Source organism: Streptococcus mitis NCTC 12261 (assembly GCF_000148585.2).
GTDB lineage: Bacteria > Bacillota > Bacilli > Lactobacillales > Streptococcaceae > Streptococcus > Streptococcus mitis.
Genome location: NZ_CP028414.1, coordinates 1,816,839 through 1,832,591 on the forward strand (window position 1 = coordinate 1,816,839; position 15,753 = coordinate 1,832,591).

General features: G+C 41.8%; 17 protein-coding genes and 1 riboswitch. Of the genes, 3 read left to right on the plus strand and 14 right to left on the minus strand.

Annotated elements, in window-relative coordinates; all coding sequences use genetic code 11:
• The first annotated feature begins 133 nt into the window (after positions 1–133).
• Entirely contained in the window at positions 134–1,006 is an 873-nt protein-coding gene (hslO, locus tag SM12261_RS09135; protein WP_000357853.1) for an Hsp33 family molecular chaperone HslO, read from the plus strand.
• Positions 993–1,973: a tRNA dihydrouridine synthase DusB gene (gene dusB, locus SM12261_RS09140; RefSeq protein ID WP_000183308.1), complete on the plus strand. Its 981-nt coding sequence runs from the start codon at positions 993–995 to the stop codon at positions 1,971–1,973. The genes hslO and dusB overlap by 14 nt, the downstream gene beginning before the upstream one ends.
• A gap of 56 nt (positions 1,974–2,029) precedes the next feature.
• Here the strand turns inward: dusB and SM12261_RS09145 are convergent, their stop codons facing one another.
• Complete coding sequence (locus SM12261_RS09145) at positions 2,030–2,716, minus strand: DUF1275 family protein (protein WP_000764010.1); 687 nt, start codon at positions 2,714–2,716, stop codon at positions 2,030–2,032.
• A gap of 126 nt (positions 2,717–2,842) precedes the next feature.
• Positions 2,843–3,526, minus strand: a complete 684-nt coding sequence (locus tag SM12261_RS09150; protein ID WP_000730894.1) for a hypothetical protein — start codon at positions 3,524–3,526, stop codon at positions 2,843–2,845.
• 278 nt (positions 3,527–3,804) lie between these two features.
• On the opposite strand from SM12261_RS09150, the gene SM12261_RS09155 reads away from it, so the two are divergent.
• Positions 3,805–4,035, plus strand: coding sequence for a hypothetical protein (locus SM12261_RS09155; protein WP_000933124.1), 231 nt, complete (start codon positions 3,805–3,807; stop codon positions 4,033–4,035).
• Between the two features lie 71 nt (positions 4,036–4,106).
• On the opposite strand, the gene SM12261_RS09160 is transcribed toward SM12261_RS09155, so the two are convergent.
• From SM12261_RS09160 to dnaB, 12 genes are all read right to left on the minus strand, one after another.
• Positions 4,107–4,880: an NUDIX domain-containing protein gene (locus tag SM12261_RS09160; protein ID WP_000132693.1), complete on the minus strand. Its 774-nt coding sequence runs from the start codon at positions 4,878–4,880 to the stop codon at positions 4,107–4,109.
• Between the two features lies 1 nt (position 4,881).
• On the minus strand, positions 4,882–5,661 hold the full coding sequence (gene pnuC, locus SM12261_RS09165; protein ID WP_000736875.1) for a nicotinamide riboside transporter PnuC: 780 nt from the start codon (positions 5,659–5,661) through the stop codon (positions 4,882–4,884).
• Positions 5,662–5,670: 9 nt separating this feature from the next.
• Positions 5,671–6,729, minus strand: a complete 1,059-nt coding sequence (locus tag SM12261_RS09170; RefSeq protein ID WP_000730574.1) for an AAA family ATPase — start codon at positions 6,727–6,729, stop codon at positions 5,671–5,673.
• Between the two features lie 147 nt (positions 6,730–6,876).
• The gene (locus tag SM12261_RS09175) at positions 6,877–9,309 is read right to left on the minus strand and encodes an ATP-dependent Clp protease ATP-binding subunit (RefSeq protein ID WP_001109666.1); all 2,433 of its coding nucleotides are present in this window, start codon (positions 9,307–9,309) and stop codon (positions 6,877–6,879) included.
• Between the two features lies 1 nt (position 9,310).
• Complete coding sequence (locus SM12261_RS09180; RefSeq protein ID WP_001211265.1) at positions 9,311–9,769, minus strand: CtsR family transcriptional regulator; 459 nt, start codon at positions 9,767–9,769, stop codon at positions 9,311–9,313.
• Between the two features lie 118 nt (positions 9,770–9,887).
• Positions 9,888–10,616, minus strand: coding sequence for an ABC transporter ATP-binding protein (locus SM12261_RS09185; RefSeq protein WP_000136238.1), 729 nt, complete (start codon positions 10,614–10,616; stop codon positions 9,888–9,890).
• A complete protein-coding gene (locus SM12261_RS09190) occupies positions 10,616–11,623 on the minus strand; it encodes an ABC transporter substrate-binding protein (RefSeq protein WP_000754556.1) in 1,008 nt (335 codons plus the stop codon). Before SM12261_RS09190 ends, SM12261_RS09185 begins: the two co-directional genes overlap by 1 nt.
• Before the next feature lie 38 nt (positions 11,624–11,661).
• Positions 11,662–12,420: an ABC transporter permease gene (locus tag SM12261_RS09195; RefSeq protein WP_161969982.1), complete on the minus strand. Its 759-nt coding sequence runs from the start codon at positions 12,418–12,420 to the stop codon at positions 11,662–11,664.
• A complete protein-coding gene (locus SM12261_RS09200) occupies positions 12,383–12,673 on the minus strand; it encodes a thiamine-binding protein (protein WP_000647684.1) in 291 nt (96 codons plus the stop codon). Before SM12261_RS09200 ends, SM12261_RS09195 begins: the two co-directional genes overlap by 38 nt.
• Positions 12,674–12,741: 68 nt before the next feature.
• Positions 12,742–12,844: riboswitch (TPP riboswitch) on the minus strand.
• A gap of 81 nt (positions 12,845–12,925) precedes the next feature.
• A complete protein-coding gene (cbpD, locus tag SM12261_RS09205; RefSeq protein WP_000798432.1) occupies positions 12,926–14,035 on the minus strand; it encodes a choline binding-anchored murein hydrolase CbpD in 1,110 nt (369 codons plus the stop codon).
• Between the two features lie 89 nt (positions 14,036–14,124).
• Positions 14,125–14,391 carry a Veg family protein gene (locus SM12261_RS09210; protein WP_001278169.1) on the minus strand — a complete coding sequence of 89 codons (267 nt, stop codon included), beginning with the start codon at positions 14,389–14,391 and terminating at the stop codon, positions 14,125–14,127.
• A 1-nt stretch (position 14,392) separates the two neighbouring features.
• Complete coding sequence (gene dnaB, locus SM12261_RS09215; protein ID WP_000852498.1) at positions 14,393–15,745, minus strand: replicative DNA helicase; 1,353 nt, start codon at positions 15,743–15,745, stop codon at positions 14,393–14,395.
• Between the last annotated feature and the right edge of the window lie 8 nt (positions 15,746–15,753).

Here is a 15,753-nt window from a genome sequence, read left to right on the forward strand (position 1 = left end):
TAGCATAAATCTTACAAATGCTGAAATAATCTGTTTCTCTTTTTATTTTCATGCTGATTTCCTGGTCCATTATCCTAAAAATCAGCAAACACACGGCTCCCCCTTTGGGCATTTTTATGCTAAAATAGTAGCTATGGATAAAATTATTAAAACAATATCAGAAAGCGGAGCCTTTCGTGCTTTTGTCCTTGATAGCACAGAAACCGTCCGCACTGCTCAAGAAAAACACCAAACCCAAGCTAGCTCAACTGTAGCGCTTGGTCGAACTCTTATCGCTAGCCAGATTCTCGCAGCCAATGAAAAAGGAAATACCAAACTAACAGTGAAGGTACTGGGATCTAGCTCTCTAGGAGCCATTATCACCGTTGCTGATACCAAGGGGAACGTCAAAGGCTACGTTCAAAATCCTGGTGTTGACATCAAAAAGACTGCAACTGGTGAAGTCCTAGTTGGACCTTTTGTTGGAAATGGTCAATTCCTCGTTATCACAGACTACGGTACTGGAAATCCTTACAACTCTATGACTCCCCTCATCTCTGGGGAAATCGGTGAAGACCTGGCCTTTTACCTGACCGAAAGCCAACAAACCCCTTCAGCAGTCGGCCTCAATGTCCTTTTAGACGAAGAAGACAAGGTCAAGGTTGCAGGTGGTTTCCTAGTTCAAGTCTTGCCAGGAGCTAAGGAAGAAGAGATTGCTCGCTTTGAAAAACGCATCCAAGAAATGCCAGCTATCTCAACCCTTCTGGAAAGCGACGACCATATCGAAGCCCTCCTCAAGGCTATCTACGGTGACGAGGCCTACAAGCGTCTTTCTGAAGAAGAAATCCGTTTCCAATGTGACTGTAGCCATGAACGTTTTATGAACGCTCTTTCTAGCCTTCCAAGCTCAGACTTACAGGAAATGAAAGAGGAAGACCATGGGGCAGAAATCACTTGTCAATTCTGCCAAACGACTTACAACTTTGATGAAAACGACCTGGAGGAACTCATTCGTGACAAATCTTAACACACCTTTTATGATTGGCAATGTTGAGATTCCCAATCGTACCGTTTTAGCACCTATGGCTGGCGTGACCAACTCAGCCTTTCGTACTATTGCAAAAGAGCTCGGAGCTGGACTCGTTGTCATGGAAATGGTCTCTGACAAGGGAATCCAATACAACAACGAAAAAACCCTGCACATGCTTCATATCGATGAAGGCGAAAACCCTGTCTCTATCCAACTATTTGGTAGTGATGAAGACAGCCTAGCACGCGCAGCAGAATTCATCCAAGAAAACACCAAAACCGATATCGTGGATATCAACATGGGCTGCCCAGTTAACAAAATCGTGAAGAACGAAGCTGGCGCTATGTGGCTCAAGGACCCCGATAAGATTTACTCTATCATCAACAAGGTCCAGTCTGTCCTTGATATCCCCCTTACTGTCAAAATGCGTACCGGCTGGGCCGATCCGTCTCTTGCAGTAGAAAATGCCCTCGCTGCTGAAGCTGCAGGTGTTTCTGCTCTTGCTATGCATGGCCGTACCCGCGAACAAATGTATACAGGTCATGCAGACCTTGAGACCCTTCACAAGGTCGCTCAAGCTTTGACCAAGATTCCATTTATCGCCAACGGTGACATCCGTACAGTTCAAGAAGCCAAACAACGCATCGAAGAAGTCGGTGCTGACGCAGTCATGATTGGCCGCGCTGCTATGGGAAATCCTTACCTCTTCAACCAAATCAACCATTACTTTGAAACAGGAGAAATTCTACCTGATTTGACCTTTGAAGACAAGATGAAAATCGCCTACGAACATTTGAAACGCTTGATTAACCTCAAAGGGGAAAACGTAGCAGTTCGTGAATTCCGTGGCCTCGCTCCTCACTACCTCCGTGGAACATCTGGCGCTGCCAAACTCCGTGGAGCCATTTCACAAGCTAGCACCCTGGCAGAGATTGAGGCTCTCTTGCAATTGGATAAAGCATAGTCTCACATCTACAACTCACAAAAACGACAAAGCTCAAAAATGAGTCTTGTCGTTTTTTATATGTTTTCATCTTGTAAATCTAATTGCTTCACTCTAGCTATATAGTAGGACATAATCAAAAACAAATTGAGGCTGATAATCCAAACAGACCATTCATGAAGAAAATGCATCAATACAGCCAAGCTGATTGCCCCCACTATGAAACTTCCCACAACAATCCCATAATTTAAGGCTTGACGACGGTATTCTTGGATATTTCCTTCTCTTCTAGCAATGCGATACAAAGCGGTCAACATCTTTCGGTAATTTCCAGACGTCATAAAAATGACATAGGGATGATCTTCAATCAAGCTACCCGTAAATGTTAGCATCATCATTCCTGTTCCCAAAGCGATGAAAGGAACTTCTAATAGAGGAGATCGTGAAAAGAAAGGCAAAATAAGTGTCCCAATAAATAAAGGAAGCAACATCTTAACCCGCCAGTAGGCCGTTTTGCGGTATTCTTTCATGTGTAGGGCAAACAGAAATCCTAGAGAAAAGAAGATAATTGAGCAGAATCGCAGCATCGTATTGATGACATTTGAGTCGTGCCAATCAGATATAAGTAGGAGAATATTCCCTGTCTGTGTCGCTACCAAACTATGGTATTGAATATGGCAAAACACATCCAAAGAACCACCTACAAATCCAAGAAATACTCCCATTAGTCGTGTGTTTTGAGGTAATATTAATTTATCCGCCATGTATTATCACTCGTTTTCCTTTGATTTTTTTATTATACCACTTTCTCTTGGAGAAACTAAGTGAAAAACAGTTGGCTCACTCTTTTACAGCACGATTTCTAGTAAAAGTTAAAGCACCAAATTTTATTATTGACTCAAAGCAACACTGGAAACCTTACCATCCGCTCCTGTTGTAATTTGGATGACTTTTCCTCCACCAATTTTGGCATTATACTTACCATCATCAAGAGTATAAGAATAGCCTTTGATAGAGTAATTTTCTTTCTTTCCATCAGAAGATTCTACTGTAAATTGACCACCTGATGAAACTGTGATGGTTTCGCCATTTGCTCCCTTCCAATTGCCCGCTGCAGCTGAGAAATCACCATCTACCATGGTTAAAACACCCTTGTAGCGTTTATTTTGCTCTGCTTGTTTGTCTTGAAGTTTGCGGTCAGTTGTAGGATCATAGCTTGATTGGTTAGATTGGGCTTGAGGAGCTTGTTGAGTTGAAGGAGTCTGAGCAGGAGTTTGTTGACTAGCCACTTCTTGACCTTGTCTTTGCTCTGGTGCAGGAGCCGCTTGTGATGGCGTTGCAGTTGCTGAAGATTGATCAGTAGACGCCTTAGTCTTTTCAGATGAAGCTGAACTTGAGGACTTCTGAGTCTTGCTTTCTTTGTTAGAAGAAGTTGCTTTAGAACTTGATGACTGGCTTGTCTTAGCAGAACTGCTTGCTTGAGTTGTTTCCTTTTTATTTCCACAAGCTCCTAATAGCAAGGTAGAAGCCAATACAGTTGCTGCCATCAATTTGATATAGGTTTTCTTTTTCATTTTTCTACTCCTTTGTAATATTTTAGAAATATAAAGAAATCTTTTTGTAATATAATTGTAACATTCAGTTTTAAATATGTCAACAATTTATCTAAACTATTTTAAAAATCTTAAATACTTTAGATACATTTACTCCTCCTACTCTTCTATTCGTAATAAAATAGAAAAACAGGAGATTTTCCTATTAAAAATTTGAATTTGTTTTTGTGTAATCGCTTGCATCTTTAAGTACAAAGAAATATAATAACATTGAAATAGAATATAGGAGGTGCATTCTTATGCTAAATAAGTATTACAAGTATCTTCCTTGGTTGATTTTGGGAGCTATTGGCTCTTATCAATCAGCAACTTACTATGCGCGAACTGCATTTGACATCTTCTATCTGACTACAATCTTTTTGATTGTTTATATCGCTTTGTTATTTTTACATGAGAACTATCTCAAGTATAGATACAAAGACTTCTTTACTCACATGTTGAGTAATTCTAAGAAAGATAGCCATCCCTAAAACAGTCGCAACAGCAAATCAAACTAATAAAGGCAAATAAAGAGATCGGGAACTTTTCCCGACCTCGTTTTTTATTTCAATCGATAGGTTTTTCTTGGTTTCTTTTTAGGCACTCGTTTGAGTCCGACTTCTTCTACATATTCTCCGTATTTTACGAGAAAGTTATTGCTGACGATGGGGCGACCGGGGTTGATAAGATTGACCAGTTCAGTCCCTTCGTAGACAGTGAACTCCTCCTCTAGCAGATAAAGGAAAGTCGGATTCCAGTCAAGTCTCCCTTGGATTCGTTTGATGGATTCTTGGATAATGGCATAATGGTCAAAAGCGAAGGCTTGTTCCTCCAACTCCACTCCCTTTAAGAAGCACTTGCCTGTCTGAAAATCGACATCTACAAAAACCACATCCTTAGCATCGTCTCCTGCTTGAACAAGTTCTAATGCACGACTAGGCAGATAAACCAAGTGGGCAATGGTCACTGTCCAGCCCCGGGGGTCACGGCCGGGGGTCGATACGGTCATTAATTGCTCGATTTTTTCCAAAGGAAGATCGAGATTAACTTCTTCTCTCACCTCACGCTGACAGGCATGCGCAGCATCTTCGCCCTTGTCCATAAATCCTCCAACCAAAGCCAAACAATTTTGATAAGGGTGAGCCTTGCGACGAATTAATAAGAGCTTGATCTTTCCTTCGACAAAGCAGTAGGCTACCATATCCACCGTCACACTTGGTTTTTCGTATTGAGGAAGTTCCTGCTTGTAGTACCAATCCAAAAACTCCTCCTGACTGGCATGAATTTCAAAATATTCTTTTTCCGTCATCCCTGCTGGAATCATCGTGTCCGTCATTTTATGCCTCCTTACGAACTGCCTTGGTCCATTGGTACCAACCTACTAGACTATTGAGTGTGTAAACCCAGTACATCCCTTGAATATGGATATTTTCACCCCACCAGAGGTAGATACTAAAGAGATTGGTTGCAATCCAGAAAATCCATTGCTCACGATAGAGACGTGTCATCAAGAGCTGGCCGACACCATTGGTCGCATCGGTAACACTATCACGGAAAGGGCGAGCACTATGGATACTTTGGTAAGCTAAGCCCATACCAATCCAGATGATAGCAGTCAAGGCTAAGTACTTGAGCCAGTCAAAAACAGATAATTTCTTAGATTCAAAGTGAGATTCTTCTACTTTTCCTTGGTCATTGATACGGTTGGACAGCCAAGCATAGAGACCAATCGGCTGCATGACAAAGAAGTAAACAGTCGTCAAAACTTCACCATAAAAAGTCGCATTCATAGCCAAAACCAAATAGATAGCAGAGTTAATGGCCCCAAAGAGATAATTGCTTGCACGTCCTTCTGCTACCAAGATAACACAGACAATCCCAGTCCAAGATGCAAACAAGCTCATCCAGTCATGACTTTCTGTATTTTGCGTGAATTCTAAAATCAAGGGAACACTTGACAGGACGGTGAGATACAACCACTGGAAGAGACTACGTCCCATAAAGAGATCCTTCCAGAGCAGGCGCATGATTCCTGCAAAACCGATCTTACGAGCTTCTGCATGAACATTTTTAAAGTTTTCGATAAATTGTGTGATTTTTTCAGTTAGTTTTTTCATAATTTTCTCCTAATCTGCTTGGTAAATGGCATCAATAGCCACTTTGGCTGCTTCATAATTGCCTAGGTAATCCTCAGCTAGATAAACTAGTGGAATGGTGGTTAAATATCGCTCTCTCATATGGTCCAAATGCTGGGAAAAACTATGACGAATATGGTCTTCTGCCATAGTCATATCTCTAAATCCGTCATTGACATAGGAGCCGACCGGTTGCACAAAGAGAATCAAGTCCCATTTTTCCTTAGCCAAGATCGAAACAAAGAGATTATCAAAGGTTTCTCCTGATAAGTCCCCTTGGTCCTCGGTCTCCATGTAATAATCATAGTAGCCCTTAGTTACTAAGGAGTTGGTGTCAGCTATCACCAATCCCCTATTGGCATTACTGTCAATTAACTTAGAGGTCTGGTCATACTGCCCCAACAGGAGATAATAGTAATCTTTTGGAGTCAATTCATCGTCGCGGACATTGTTTTTAATCTGGTACTCACGTGCGTATTCCAAACTGACGGGTGCATCGTAATACCTTGCCAAATCCTTGGCCAGAGTGGTCTTCCCATTGCTGGCACTCCCCATAATCAATACTTTCTTTGTAAACTGACGACGGAAGGGCTGAGCGATGTTTTTCCAATATTTGCTTGGATTTTCTCGAATCATAGTCGCTGAGATTCCAAACTTTCTTTCTTGCAAAACGGTCTCAAAACCACGATTTGATAATTCTTGCTGGTAGTCTGCTTCTCCCACAAAGAAAATTAGTTCTTGCTGGGTTTCATCATAGGAAATCTCCGCTAACATTTGGTCCAACCACTCCTGCCAGCCCATAGGGTAGCGAGGAAGATTGGTTTCATCTAACTTACAAACCAAGGTCAACTCGTCACCACGAAAGGCCTCTCGGATATAGCGGAATCTTTTTTGAAGCGTTAAGCCTACCTGCTCTCCTCGGTCTCCCTCATAGCCTGAAACGACAACCCAGACCTGGTCACACTGTCGCTTCGCACGCTGAATCAAATCGATATGTCCTTGATGAAGTGGAGCAAAGGTTCCAAATACCACTGCTGTTTTCTTTTTCATAAACGCATTACCTTTTTATGGTTTTTGATATTTTTATTATCTATGTTTTTATTATAAACTATATTTTTGTTTTGTCAATAGTTTTTTATTATTTTTTATAAAAAAGTAGCAAAAAAGAGAATCAAGATTACTCCTGATTCTCCATTTTTATACAATATCAAATTTTAACTGGCCTGCTTTAACACCAATCTTAAGTGTGCTGCCTGCCTCTAATTCTCCCTTGAGAAGAAGTTCTGCCAACTTGTCTTCCACTTCTGTTTGTAGGGTTCTGCGAAGTGGACGAGCTCCCATTTCTGGATTGTAACCGTGACTAGCTAGCAACTTCAGTGCCGAAGCTTGTAGTTTTAAGTCGATGCCCTTCTCTGCCAGGCTAGCAATCAATGGTTTAACCATAATCTTGACAATTTCCTGCATGTGGTCGCTATCCAAACTGTGGAAGACCACCTTTTCATCAATACGGTTGATAAACTCTGGTCGATAAGTTTTTTTCAACTCTTCAAAGATTCGTTTTTCCATATTTTCCTGATCAAAACGAATATCCTTAGCTCCAAAACCGACGGTCTTGTCATCCCGAAGGGCTGTCGCACCAAGATTTGACGTCATGATGATAATGGTATTTGAAAAGTCAACCTTGCGCCCCTTGCTATCTGTCAAGACACCATCATCCAAGACCTGCAAGAGGACATTAAAGATGTCTGGGTGGGCTTTTTCTACCTCATCAAAGAGGAGAACAGAGTATGGTTTGTTGCGAACCTTCTCGGTCAACTCCCCACCTTCTTCATACCCCACATAGCCTGGAGGAGCTCCGTTGAGACGACTGGCTGCAAATTTCTCCATATACTCACTCATATCAAAGCGGATAAGGGCTGATTCGTCATCAAAAAGAACTTCTGCTAGAGCCTTGGCCAATTCGGTCTTACCGACACCTGTAGGTCCTAGGAACATAAAGGAACCAATCGGACGCTTGTGACTGCGAATCCCTGACTGATTGCGGCGAATGGCACGGCTAATACTTGAAACAGCTTGATCTTGACCGATGACACGTTTGTGCAGTTCAGCTTCCAAGTTTAGGTATTTCTTAGCATCAGTCTGAGTCAGTTTTTGGACTGGAATACCTGACAAGCGACTCAAGGTGGTCAAAATATCAGACTCTGTCACCAAGTCTTTATAGACAGGCACTTCCTCTTCTTTTGCGATTAACTGAGCTGCCTGTTTCCACTTACCATCTATCAAGGCCTTGTCAGCTGGACTCAAACCTGAATCGTCTGCTTTTACATGCTTAGCCTTATTTTGCACTGTTGCTGCTGCTTCATCCAAGAGATCAATAGCAGAGTCTGGCAAGTGACGACTAGTCAAGTAACGATGAGCCATCTTGACAGCTGTTTCAACTGCTTCATCTGTGATTTGCACACGGTGATGTTTCTCATAAGTCGCCTTCAAACCCTGTAAAATGATCATACTGTCGGCCACGCTTGGCTCTTCAATCGTCACTTTCGCGAAACGACGAGAAAGGGCCGCATCTTTTTCGATGTGTTTTTGATATTCTTCCTGAGTGGTCGCACCAACCGTTCTCAAAGTTCCACGCGCCAAGGCTGGTTTCAAGATATTGGCCGCATCCAGAGTTGAGTCAATTCCACTACCAGAACCCATGATAGTGTGGAGTTCATCGATAAAGAGAATTACTTGACCATCTTCCTCAATATCCTTGATGATATTATTCATGCGCTCTTCAAAGTCACCACGGAAGCGTGTCCCTGCAACGACATTCATCAAATCCAGCTCTAACACGCGCATCTTAGCCATTTCCGCAGGCACGTCCCCACTAGCAATACGCTGGGCAAGTCCAAGCGCCAGAGCTGTTTTTCCGACACCAGCATCCCCAACCAAGACAGGATTATTCTTAGTCTTCCGACTCAAAATTTGAATCATACGCGAGATTTCCTTGTCCCGACCGATAACTGGCTCTAACTTGCCAGAACGCGCTTGCTCTGTCAAATCATGCGTATAGTCCTCGAGACCACCGCTTGGAGTCTGGGGCATGCCCATCATATTAGCCATAGAATTTTGCTTATCAGCTACTGTACGATGGCGTTGGCGTAAAGCCTTGAGATCTTCACGAGTCCAACCTGCTCGTTCTTCTAGATTTCGACGTAGGGCAGCAATCTTGACCTGATCTTTCTTGTCTTCATAAGAAAAACCAGCTCTCTCCAAGATACGAGTCGCCAAGGCATTGCCATCATGCAAAATCGCATAGAGGACATGCTCTGTCCCTAGCACCTTAGCATGGACCACTGACGCTACATACTCTGCTTCGTCAAAAAGGACCTGCAAACGATGAGAAAACGGCAATTCCGTAAAGGTTTCATCCTGGCTATAGTCCGTTTCAGTCAGTTCCAAAGCGACCTCTTCTAAACGGTCCATCTCATATGGATAATCATTTAAAGTCGCCCCTGCCACACTATAACTGTGATTAGACATGGCAATCAACAAGTGCCAAGACTCTAGGTAACGAGCTCCAAAATGGCCAGCCACCATGTAGGCACTTTCGATACATTCATTCAATGCTTTTGAATAGTTCATCTTACTTCCCTTTTCTATCTACCTCTTGTATGACCTGTCGTAGCATGTTTGCACGAACAACTGGAGCTTCTTCTCCTAGAACGCGATCTAAAGCTACTGCCACCAGCAAATTCATCTCCTGCTTGGTCATCAATTCCTGCTCAACCAAAAGCTGCAGAATATCCTCATAAATTTCTTGACTGACCCGCTCACCAATCGAGTAAAGCAAATCGCGGAGCATTTCATGATGACTAGAAAACTCAATCCGTCCTATGCGAATGTAGCCTCCGCCACCACGCTTACTTTCAACCAAGTAACCTCTACTTTCCGTAAAGCGTGTCTTGATCACATAGTTAATCTGACTAGGAACAACCTGAAAAGTATCTGCCAACTGACTCCGTTGCAACTCCACAATTCCAGATTGATCTAAAATCGCCTTGATGTAGGCCTCAATATGATCCGATGTATTTTTAAATCTCATTACAAACCCACCTCTCTCTTTAAACCTTGACTATCTTTGACTATTATACCGAAATTTTCTCATTTTTAAAAGAAAAAGGGCGCTGGTAAAGGATAATCTTCACCAACTCCCTATTTTTCTACTTATCTAAGCCTAATTCTACCAAAATTTGACGTTTATAGGCAATCTTTTGGACTTCTTTGTCCTCATCTTCAGACCAATCTAGTTTAATTTCTGAAACAATCTGCCCAGGTCGATTTTTCAAGATATAGATGCGGTCGCTGAGACTGAGGGCCTCCTCGATACTATGCGTAATGATCAAGGTTGTTAGCTGCAACTGCTTGTGAATCTCAAGGTACCAAGCGTGGAGTTCCATCTTAGTCATCTCATCCAAGGCGCTGAAGGCCTCGTCTAAGAGAAAGAGCTTGTGCCCGAAAAGGTAGGTTCGGAGCAAGGCTACACGCTGGCGCATCCCACCACTGAGTTCATGAGGGTATTTATCTCTTACAGCTGTCAACTGGAAGGTCGCAAGGATGTCATCCGCTCGGGCAACGGCTTCCGCCTTATCCACTTTTTGAATCAAGAGGGGCAGAATGATATTACCAAGCACGGTCTTGTGCTCCAAGAGCAGATCCTTTTGCAACATATAACTCACGCGCCCCTGGGGATTTTCTTCACCATCAAGGACAATTCTCCCTGACTGAACTTCTAAAATACCCGCAATTAAGTTGAAAAGCGTAGTCTTACCAACACCACTTGGGCCTAAGATAGAAACCACTTCACCTGAAGTCACCTGCAGGTTGATATCCTCTAAAATCCTCTCCTGACCATAGGCATAACTGACTTGTTCTAGTCTAATCTCTGTCATTATTTCACAAATTCGTTGGTGAATCCTTTGTCTGTCAAGTCTTCTTTAAGGATACCATTTTCTTTATCCCATTTGTAGAAGGCATTCCAGCGAGCTGCATCAAATTGACCCCATTTTTCCTTGTCGCTTGCGTATTCTTTTGACAAGTATTTTTGAGATTCGATGACAAAGTCACGTTTTTCCTTGAGTTCAGGCGCATTCTTGATGAGGATATCAGCTGCTTCCTCTGGATGCTCCATAGCATATTGGTAGCCTTTTTTGATAGCTTGAATGACTTTACGAGCTTCTTCTTTGTTGTCTTTCAAATAGTCATTGTTTGCGATGATAACTGGTGAGTAGTAGTCAAACTCCTTGACATAGTCTTTCAAGTACAAGAAGTTAGCATCTACACCTTGAGATTTGGCAAGGATACCATCCCATCCATAGTAGATCCAAGCAGTATCAAAGACGCCATTGGCAATCGGTGTGATTGAGTTTGAGTCGTTGTTTGGTACTTTTTCAACTTTTTCAAAGTCTCCACCTTGTGATTCTACCAAGGTTTTCAACATAGCAAGTTCAGTTGGATCATTCCAAGTTCCGTATTTCTTACCAACCAAGTCCTTTGGACTAGCTACATTGTCAGATTTACGAGAGATGATTCCTGATGTATTGTGCTCAACAATAGCTGCAACGGCAGTAATTCCTGCTCCTTTTTCCAATTTTTTAGCCATGTAGTCTTGGAAATAAACTGCAAATGGTGCCTTACCGTTAATAACCAAATCAGAAGAACTTTCTTCTGGTGGCAATTTCAAGTCAACATCCACTCCAGCTTCTTTGAAATAACCTTTTTCCTTAGCAACATAAAGCCCTGTGTGGTTGGTATTTGGTGTCCAGTCTAGGATAAAGTCAATCTTCTTGAGTTCTGCCTCCTTGTTGTCCTTAGAAGCAGTTCGTTGACCACAAGCCACAAGCACAACAGCTACAAGAGCTGTCACAAGCGTTAAAAACACTTTCCATGTTTTCTTCATTTCAATTTCCTCTTTTCTTTTTCAGAAACATTCTAATTCTACGAACGTTTCCATTTAATAACATATTTTTCACTAATATCGACCAACTTCATACCCAGAAGGCTGATAATCGATACCAGAATAATAATAGCGAACATGGTATCATACTGAAACAATTTCTTGGACTGAATCATGTAGACACCTAGTCCTTCAAAGCCTCCCAACCACTCAGATACTACTGTTGTGATAAAAGCGTAGGAGACACTGACCCTCAGACCTGCATAAAAGTAAGGCAGGCTGACTGGGATTTTAAAATGCCAAAGGATTTGCCAAGGTTTGGCCCGCATCAGACTAAATAAGGTCAGCATATCCTTGTCACAATGCCTAAAACCGTCCAAAATGCTAACGATGATAGGAAAAGTAGTCGTCAAGATAATCAAGACAATCTTAGGTAAAATCCCATAACCGAGCCACAAGACCAGGATAGGAGCTATGGCAATGGTCGGAATGGTCTGAACAACCACCATCATAGGGTAAATCAGGTCATTGAGCCAAGTCAAACTATCCATAAGCACAGCCATGAGACAGGCAATCAAAACTCCCAGAACCAACCCCAGCAAAGCCACTCTTAAGGTCGCCCAGCTATGGTGCCAGAGAAATTCTCTATCACGAACAAAGGACTGGAGAATTTCAAGAGGTGTCGGAAGGATAAACTTGGGGAGAAGTTTAAGAAAACCTGCTAACTGCCAGATTGACAAGACTCCTAGAAAGCCCAATAGACTAATGTGTCGTCTCAGTATACTTTTCAAGTTTCTCATCAATACTTAAAATCTCTCCTACATTTATTTTGACATTGGCAAAGACATTTTCTGCCTCCTGCCCTGCCACTTCTAGCGCTTCTTTTAGAATGCGCATAAGTTCATCAAACTCCCCTTCCAAGACTGTTTCAAATGGTGTCACTACCATGGTCACTTCTTGAGCTTGCAGATAAGCAATGACCTGATCAATAACAGCAATCCGATCAATTCCCTGTGATAGGGGTAAAACTTGCAAGGCAATGCTTGCTTTCATAAGAACCTCCTCTTCTCGTTTTCCTTTGACAAAAAGAAAAACCTTTACCATATATGGAAAAGGTCAAGAATAGACTAAGTATCGTTCCCTACGCTGGCATTACCCAGATCAGGTGCGGTCGAAGTTTAACACTTCCTCTCAGACTGTACACAGACTCCCATATATTATATGGACATATGATAGCGCAAAATAAAAAAAATGTCAAGGAAACTGCTTACAGAAAAGAGTAGGAAATTTTCCTACTCCCATTTTCTATACTCGTTCTCCGTCACTGTTTACTCTGTAGCCATCCACTGTAGTATTAACAGCTAGCTCACCTGAAGAGTAAGAATAATACCACTTACCTGAGACTTGATACCAACCTGTTTTCATTGCTCCTGAACTATCTAGATAATACCACAGACCATTTTCCTTTAACCAGCCTGTTTGCATTTCACCAGATGATTTCAAATAATACCAACTAGATCCATCTTTCAGCCAGCCTGTTGATTTAGACCCATTTGATTTGAAATGATACCAACTACCATTTATTTTCTTCCAACCAATAGTCAATCCATTATTGGATCCATAGTTAGAACTATTCCCTGATTGATTCTGTGAAGAGGTTACTCCCTCTAGCTGGATATAGCGACGACTTCCGTTATAAGCCGTATAACTCAACCACTTGTACCCATCTTTTTCGAGAATTTGATCATAATGAACATTCTCCCCAGGATAATAGTAATCAATTGCAGTTGCGCTAGCTAGAGGCTGATTTTTGATAGCAGCCTTAGACTTGAAAAAATGTGTTCCTCCTGTTGAAGGTGAGGATTGACTATTCCCAACACTGCCACCAGCTAAATCTTTAAAATGAATAAAGCCAGTCATGGTATTGGCCTTCACGACGCGCTTATTGTAAGATTCTCTTATTCCATAGTTGTATTCTTCAATCTCAATCTCATCTCCTATTACATTTGACACCCAAGCAACATGACCATAAGTTCCTGCAGTAGACCAAGCAATGGAGCCAATCGCTGGTCTATTATCTACACGATAGCCTTCACGACGAGCCCGATAGCCCCATTCATTCGCATTCCCATAAGCAGCCGGAATCTCAAAACCATTCACATTACTCAAACGAAAGGCTGCAAAAGAAGTACATTGACGAGAATACATGCGCCACTTATCAATCTCCTGGCTCCCATTTTTATAATGAGCAGGATAATCATCCCCACGCGCAATCGATCCATTTCCTCCGGAATAGGCATATACACTATTACCCGCTGCTAACATCAATCCTACTACTAAAAAGGGAACAACTTTTTTAGCTGATTTTCTAAAAGAAAATCCTGTCTCTGCTACTTTAAATGGTGAATTTTTCATTCTTCCTCCTTGAAAAATAATATAAATCGAAGATTACCTTCACTTAAACTATTCGGAGAAAAAAAGAAAAAGTGAGAAAATTTCTCACTTTAGTCAAGATAATGAATCAAATTCTTTTCTGTAAGGATATCTGAGTAAGTAAAGGATTCAACGTAAACATTAGCTTGTTTATCTCCTTCAACGTTCCCAAATTCAACGATAAATAGGGATGGATAAACCTCAATTAGCTTACCCAATCTATTTTTTTGGCGCTTACGACCATTCTCCAAAGTCATTTCTACGACTTGTCCCTCATGTGCCTTGATTTCTTCTTTGATTTTTTTCATCTTGGCTACATCTGTAAATGCATCTGACATCTTATGCCTCCCTCTTTGAGATACTTGAAAATTTATTGTATTCTTTTTGGAAAATTAATTCCACCGTTCCACGAGCTCCACTACGGTTTTTCTCGATAATAACTTCTACCTTATTATTCGGTATGCCATCCTCTTCTTCACCACCACGCTCATAGTAATCGTCGCGATAAAGAAAGGCTACGATATCAGCATCCTGCTCAATAGACCCAGATTCACGAATATCAGACAAGACCGGTCTCTTATCCTGACGTTGTTCTACACCACGAGAAAGCTGACTTAGAGCGATTACTGGAACTTTCAGTTCCTTGGCTAGGATTTTCAACTGACGTGAAATTTCTGAAACTTCTTGTTGGCGGTTTTCTCGCCCAGTTCCCGTGATAAGCTGCAAATAGTCTATCAAAATCAATCCAAGATTTCCAGTTTCTTGAGCCAGTTTACGAGAACGAGAACGAATCTCTGTAATTCGAATTCCTGGCGTATCATCGATATAGATACTTGCATTGGCTAGATTCCCTTGAGCAATGGTATATTTTTGCCACTCCTCATCAGTCAATTGACCCGTACGGATAGAATGCGATTCCACCAAACCTTCTGCCGCCAACATACGATCCACTAGACTTTCCGCACCCATTTCGAGTGAAAAAATAGCAACCGTTTTGTCCAACTTAGTCCCAATGTTCTGAGCAATATTCAAGGCAAAGGCTGTCTTACCAACCGCTGGACGAGCTGCTAAGATAATTAACTCCTCCTCATGAAGACCAGTAGTCATATGATCCAAATCACGATAGCCTGTCGCAATACCTGTAATATCAGTCGTTTGTTGAGAGCGAGCCTCCAGATTTCCAAAGTTGACATTCAACACATCTCGAATGTTCTTAAATCCACTTCGATTAGCATTTTCGCTGACATCAATCAGGCCTTTTTCTGCCTGAGCAATGATTTCATCAGCTGGTTGCGAAGCCTCGTAAGCTTGATTGACAGACTCTGTCAACTTGGAGATTAATCGCCGTAACATGGCCTTCTCTGCAACGATTTTAGCATAGTACTCCGCATTAGCAGAAGTTGGAACAGAATTGACAATCTCAACCAGGTAAGACAAGCCACCAATATTCTGTAAATCACCTTGATTATCAAGAATGGTACGAACCGTTGTTGCATCTATAGCATCGCCACGATCGGATAAATCGACCATAGCTTGGAAAATCAAACGATGGGCATACTTAAAAAAGTCCCGAGACTCAATATATTCTCGCACAAAAACAAGCTTACTCTCATCAATAAAGATAGCCCCTAAAACGGATTGCTCAGCTAAGATATCTTGAGGTTGTACTCGTAACTCTTCTACTTCTGCCATCAGACTTC